A 5,828-nucleotide genomic window follows, 5' to 3' on the forward strand; every position below is an offset into this window, starting at 1 on the left:
GCCCATCAGCAGCACGGCGCCCCACGCCGCAACCATGACGGCGGTGGCGAGCCAGGCTCCCGTCCGCCACGAATGGTTCTTGAACTTCGGGACGAAGTTGCCGATCGAGTCCTGCAGCATGAAGCGCGCGACGCGGGTGCCGGCGTCGACCGCGGTCAGGATGAACAGTGCCTCGAACATGATGGCGAAGTGGTACCAGAACCCCATCATCGCGGTGCCGCCGATGAACTGCTGCATGATGTGCGCCAGGCCAACGGCCAGGGTGGGCGCACCGCCGGAGCGGGAGACGATGCTGGGCTCGCCGACGTCCTTGGCGGTCTGGGCGAGGAGATCCGGACTGATGTTCACGCCCGAGAGGCCCAGGCTGTTGACCCACTGCGCTGCCGTTTCCACGGTGCCGCCGGTCAAGGCAACCGGGGCGTTCATCGCGAAGTAGATGCCTCGGTCAATGGAGATCGCCGCAACCAGCGCCATAATGGCCACAAATGACTCCATCAGCATCCCGCCGTAGCCAATGAAGCGGGCCTGGCGTTCCTTCTCGATGAGTTTCGGCGTCGTACCGGAGGAGATCAGGGCGTGGAAGCCGGAGAGGGCACCGCAGGCGATGGTCACGAACAGGAAGGGGAACACGGCGCCGGAGAAGACCGGGCCGTCGTCGCGGGAGGCGAACTCGCTGAACGCCGGGACGGTGATTTCGGGGCGGACCACGATGATGGCCAGGGCCAGCATCACGATCACGCCGATCTTCATGAAGGTGGAGAGGTAGTCGCGCGGTGCCAGCAGCAGCCACACCGGCAGGATCGCGGCGACGAAGCCGTAGACGATGAGGCCCCAGGCGATGGTGACCTTGTCCAGGTGGAAGACCGCGGCGCCCCATTCGGTGCCGGCGACGGCGCCGCCGCCGATGATGGCGGCCAGCAGCAGCACAAAGCCGATGATGGAGACTTCCATGACCTTGCCCGGGCGGAGGTAGCGCAGGTAGACGCCCATGAACAGGGCGATCGGGATGGTCATGCCGACGGAGAAGACGCCCCAAGGGCTGTCGCCGAGCGCGTTGACGACGACGAGGGCCAGGATGGCGACGATGATCACCATGATCAGGAGGGTGGCGATGAGCGCTGCCGTGCCGCCGATCACGCCGAGTTCCTCGCGGGCCATCTGGCCCAGCGACCGGCCGCCGCGGCGCATGGAGAAGAAGAGGACCAGGTAGTCCTGCACGGCGCCGGCAAGGACGACGCCGATGATGATCCAGATGGTGCCGGGCAGGTAGCCCATCTGGGCCGCGATGACAGGGCCCACCAGCGGTCCGGCACCGGCGATGGCGGCAAAGTGGTGGCCGAACAGCACGTTGCGGTCAGTCCGGACGTAGTCTTTGCCGTCGGCTTTGTATTCGGCCGGGGTGGCGCGGCGGTCGTTCGGCTTGGCGATGTACCGTTCGATCACCTTGGAGTAGAACCGGTAGCCGATCAGGTAGGTGCAGACCGAGGCGAACACGAACCAGATGGCGTTCACCGTCTCGCCGCGCACGATGGCGAGCATGAACCACGCGACGCCGCCCAGCAGTGCGATGGCCGCCCAGAGCGCGATTTTCGCGGGCGTCCATTTGCGGTCTTCGGCTTCGGTGACGGCCGCGTCGACGGCCGTGGCCGGGAGCCCCGGAACCGGCGTTATACCGTCGTCGGGTTGCGCGGTTATGGTCCCGCTAGCTGGCGTCGTGCCCATGTTTCCTCCTTGAAAAACCCCATCTGACAGAACAGCAGTCAGATCTGTCCCATGGCACCCTATCAACGGGGCAGCGGGCCGGGCGCGGCCCGGCAGCACCGCCCCGCGACGGCGCGACGAGCGGCATGGTGGGCGCGGTGAGCGGCACGGAGTGGACCGCCGGGCGCAGCGGGGCGCGGTGCGCGGTGGACTTGTTAACGATGCCGGGGTTAGGCCGGGCCGGCCAACTGCATCAGCCGAGCCTCGCAAAGGTCCAGCCAGCGGACCTCAGCCTCGGTCTGGAAGATCAGCGAGTCCAGCACCAGGAGCTTGGCCAAGTCGGCCGGGCGCGGGTTCGCGGCGGCGTCGCGCCGGGACTTGGTGTATTCCTGCAGCGCCCGGATGGAAACGGCGCGCTGCGCCTGGATGAGGCCGCCGACGTCGACGGCGGGCAGGGTGAGCGCGAGAGCGAGCTTGATGGCGAGCTCGTTGCGCGGCGGATTGGCGCGGCCCACGGGAGCCTGAAACCAGTCCCGGACCTGGTCCAGTCCGGCGGGGGTGATGCGGTAGATGATGTGGCCCTCGCCGTCGGCCCCGTCTTTTTGCACCAGGCCGTCGCGTTCGAGGCGGTCGAGGGTGGTGTACACCTGCCCGATGTTGAGGGGCCAGGAAGATCCGGTGCGGTTCTGGAATTCGGTCCGGAGTTGGTAGCCGTAGCGGGGGCGGTCCTGCAGCAGCGCGAGAAGGCTGTGGCGGATAGACATGGTGCTCCCGAGGGTAGCAGCACGACGGCATACACGCGCCCCAAGACGCGTGTATACCGCGTATGGAATCACAATATCGTTGTTTGTACTGCTTCGGCGCTACAAATATGCCGATCAACGTATGCAATGTGTCACATCCGGCGGTGACGCGCACTTAGATGACGAGCAGGACCTTGCCCACGTGCTCGCCCGAGTCGAAGTAGCGGTGCGCGGCCTGGACCTGATCCAGCGGGAACGTCTTGGCCACGAGCGGACGGATCCTGCCGTCGGCCACCAGCGGCCAGACGGCGTCGCGGACGGCGGTCATGATGACGGCTTTCTCCTCCACCGGGCGCGGACGCAGCGAGGTGGCGATGATCGCCGCGCGCTTGCGCAGCAGCATGCCAAGGTCCAGTTCCGCTTTGGTCCCGCCCTGCAGACCGATCACGACGAGCCGGCCGTAGTCGGCCAGCGCATCCACGTTCTGCCCGAGATACTTGGCTCCGACGACGTCGAGGATCACGTCCGCGCCCTTGCCGCTGTTTTGGGCGCGCAGGCTCTCCGGAAAGTCCTCTTCCGCGTAGTTGATGGCGATGTCCGCACCGAGGAACCCTGTCGCGGTGCCGACCTTCTCCGCGGTGCCAGCGGTGGTGGCCACGCGCGCGCCGAGCGCCTTTGCCAACTGGATGGCCATGGTTCCAATGCCGCCGGTGGCTCCGTGAATGAGGACCGTCTCCCCGGCCTGCAGCTGCGCCGTCATCACCAGGTTGGAGTACACGGTGGCCGAAACCTCCGGCAGCGATGCGGCGGTGACCAGGTCCACGCCGTCGGGTATCCGCAGGACCTGCCCGGCCGGAACCGCCACCTGCCCGGCGTAGCCGCCGCCGGCGAGCAGCGCCACGACCTTGTCCCCAACGGAGAAGGGCTTCGTGACGCCGGGACCGAAGCCCGCGATCCTGCCCGACACTTCAAGGCCGGGGATTTCGGAGGCGCCGGGGGGCGGCGGGTAGAACCCGCGGCGTTGCTGGACGTCCGCCCGGTTGAGACCGGCAGCTACCACGTCGATCAGCACCTCGCCCGGGCCAGGAACGGGCGGCGGGACCTCCCGGAGCTCCAGGACCTCCGGCCCGCCGGGCTCTGAGATGTAGACAGCCTTCATGGAGAACTCCCAATTCCTTACTGGTGCGGTGCTGGCGGGGCGCCGGCGGCACGCGGTGCCGCGGCGCCCTTTTCCAGAGTAGGGGGCCGAGCCGTCGTCGTCTGCGAGCGCCGCCGCTTTTTGTGGCAGATGACCGGCTATGAAACACTACTCGTTAGGGAAGGTTGTCCGAGCGGCCGATGGAGCTGGTCTTGAAAACCAGTGTGCGGTAACCCCGTACCAAGAGTTCGAATCTCTTACCTTCCGCGGGTGCGCCGCCTATCTGCGGCTTCGAGGCCGGCCGAGACGATCGAAAGATTGGTTTGGCCGGCCTCACTCGTTCCCTTCGATGGCCCCGCCTCCGCACTAGGCTGGCGCTATGGAGTACCGGATCCGCCAGGCCACCGCGGAGGATGCTGACGCCGTGGTCCGCATGCACACCCAGGCCCATGAGGAATGCTACGGGCATCTCCTGCCCCCGGACTTCTTTGAAAGCCGCCGGGCCAGCATCCCGGAACGCGTGGAAAAGCGCCGACCGTATCTGGAGAGCACCGAGCCTCGAATTATCGCCCTGGACGAAAACCACGAAATCGTCGGTTTCGCCGACGCGGGAGCGGGCCGGGACGAGGACCGGCCTCAGGAATTGGAGCTTTATGCCATCTACACCCTGTCCCGCAGCTACGGGACCGGGCTCGGCGCCGCCCTGCTGACCGCCGCCCTGGCAGACTCGGCCGCCTACCTCTGGGTCCTTGCGGACAATCCGCGGGCTCGGGCCTTTTACGAGAAGCACGGTTTTCATGCCGACGGGAGGCGCGCCCTGCTTCCGGCGGACTGGCATGAACTGCCCGAAATACGTATGGTGCGGGCCGCGGGGTAACCCGATCGGCCTGGGCGAACCCGCAGCCGGACGGACCGGCCACTGTTCCCGGATCGGCGCTAGAATTTCGGCATGACACCGCAGGAACTGGCCAATCTCGTCCAGYTGCGCCGCGCGCGGGACCTGATCGACCGCGATTACGCCCGGCCGTTGGATGTGCCCACGATGGCCGCCGGCGCGCTCATGTCCCCGGCGCACTTCTCGCGCCAGTTCAAGGCCGCCTACGGCGAAACGCCGTACAACTACCTCATGACGCGGCGGATCGAACGTGCCATGGCCCTGCTGCGGGCCGGAGCCAGCGTGACCGATGCCTGCATGGAGGTCGGCTGTACGTCGCTGGGCTCGTTCAGTTCCCGCTTCACCGAAATCGTCGGCATGCCGCCCAGCGCCTACCGGGACCGTGGACACCAAGCGGTGAAGGCGATGCCGTCCTGCGTGGCCCGGCAGCACACCCGGCCGCCGCGGAAACCGAGCAGGATCGAAGAAGCGTCCCCGCTCCTTGCCCCGTAGCGTTTGAGTCATGAACATTTCACTTCAGTACGCACAAATCACCGTCAACGATCTCGACGAGTCGCTCGCGTTCTACCGCGACGTGCTCGGCCTGGAGGTCCGGAACGACGTCGGCTCGGACGGCCACCGCTGGGTCACCCTCGGCAGCGCGGCCCAGCCCGACCTCGAGATCGTGCTTTCGCCCCCGCACGCGGGCCGTTCCCAGGACGACGGCGACGCGCTCCAGCAGTTGCTCGCCAAGGGCGTCCTGCCCATCATCGTTTTCCGCACTGACGATCTCGATGCCACGTTCGAGACCGTCCGTGCCGCCGGTGCGGAGGTCCTCCAGGAACCCATCGTGCAGCCGTGGGGACCGCGGGACTGCGCCTTCCGTGACCCGTCCGGCAACATGGTCCGTTTCAACCAGGCCGTGTGACGCGGGCTCCTTCCGGCCGCGGCCCATCCGGTTTTCTAGCGGTCCATTGAAACCGTCGGGGCCCCGGCATAGTGTCTCTTTTGTCTGACCCATCCATCAGAAAGCGGCGGCCACCGAGGATGCAAGCCGGAGCCGCGAAGAACAGGAGACACCATGCCTACCCCTGACATCACCCCCGGCGCACCCTGCTGGATCGACCTCATGACCTCGGACACGGAACAGGCAAAGTCGTTCTACGGCGAACTCTTCGGCTGGACCTTTGAGACCGGCGACGAGGATAAGTACGGCGGCTACATCACCGCCTCCAAAGACGGGAAGTCCGTCGCCGGGATGATGCAGAAGATGGCAGAGCAGGCCGGGTTCCCGGACATGTGGAGCACCTACCTGCGCGCCGACGACGCCGCCGCGACCGCGGAAGCCGTGAAATCGCACGGCGGGCAGGTC

At 66.9% G+C, this 5,828-nt stretch carries 7 protein-coding genes and 1 tRNA gene; 5 read left to right on the plus strand and 3 right to left on the minus strand.

What is annotated here, in order from left to right; translation table 11 throughout:
• From AB4Y86_RS10220 to AB4Y86_RS10230, 3 genes are all read right to left on the minus strand, one after another.
• Nucleotides 1–1,722, minus strand: a 1,722-nt coding sequence (locus AB4Y86_RS10220; RefSeq protein WP_441402128.1) for a carbon starvation CstA family protein, incomplete at its 3' end; no start/stop codon positions are given.
• A gap of 209 nt (nt 1,723–1,931) precedes the next feature.
• A complete protein-coding gene (locus AB4Y86_RS10225; protein WP_441402129.1) occupies nt 1,932–2,465 on the minus strand; it encodes a PadR family transcriptional regulator in 534 nt (177 codons plus the stop codon).
• Between the two features lie 154 nt (nt 2,466–2,619).
• Nucleotides 2,620–3,603: an NAD(P)H-quinone oxidoreductase gene (locus tag AB4Y86_RS10230; RefSeq protein ID WP_441402130.1), complete on the minus strand. Its 984-nt coding sequence runs from the start codon at nt 3,601–3,603 to the stop codon at nt 2,620–2,622.
• Between the two features lie 158 nt (nt 3,604–3,761).
• Between AB4Y86_RS10230 and AB4Y86_RS10235 the strand changes: the two genes are divergently transcribed.
• The 5 genes from AB4Y86_RS10235 to AB4Y86_RS10255 form a co-directional block, all read left to right on the plus strand.
• Nucleotides 3,762–3,849: transfer RNA gene (locus AB4Y86_RS10235), tRNA-Ser, on the plus strand.
• Nucleotides 3,850–3,961: 112 nt separating this feature from the next.
• Nucleotides 3,962–4,459 carry a GNAT family N-acetyltransferase gene (locus AB4Y86_RS10240; RefSeq protein WP_441402131.1) on the plus strand — a complete coding sequence of 166 codons (498 nt, stop codon included), beginning with the start codon at nt 3,962–3,964 and terminating at the stop codon, nt 4,457–4,459.
• Nucleotides 4,460–4,531: 72 nt separating this feature from the next.
• Nucleotides 4,532–4,969 carry a helix-turn-helix transcriptional regulator gene (locus tag AB4Y86_RS10245; RefSeq protein ID WP_441402132.1) on the plus strand — a complete coding sequence of 146 codons (438 nt, stop codon included), beginning with the start codon at nt 4,532–4,534 and terminating at the stop codon, nt 4,967–4,969.
• 10 nt (nt 4,970–4,979) lie between these two features.
• On the plus strand, nt 4,980–5,384 hold the full coding sequence (locus AB4Y86_RS10250) for a VOC family protein (RefSeq protein WP_441402133.1): 405 nt from the start codon (nt 4,980–4,982) through the stop codon (nt 5,382–5,384).
• 153 nt (nt 5,385–5,537) lie between these two features.
• Nucleotides 5,538–5,828, plus strand: a 291-nt coding sequence (locus AB4Y86_RS10255) for a VOC family protein (protein ID WP_441402134.1), incomplete at its 3' end; no start/stop codon positions are given.

Source organism: Arthrobacter sp. 2YAF22_2 (assembly GCF_052114645.1).
Taxonomy (GTDB): Bacteria; Actinomycetota; Actinomycetes; order Actinomycetales; family Micrococcaceae; genus Arthrobacter.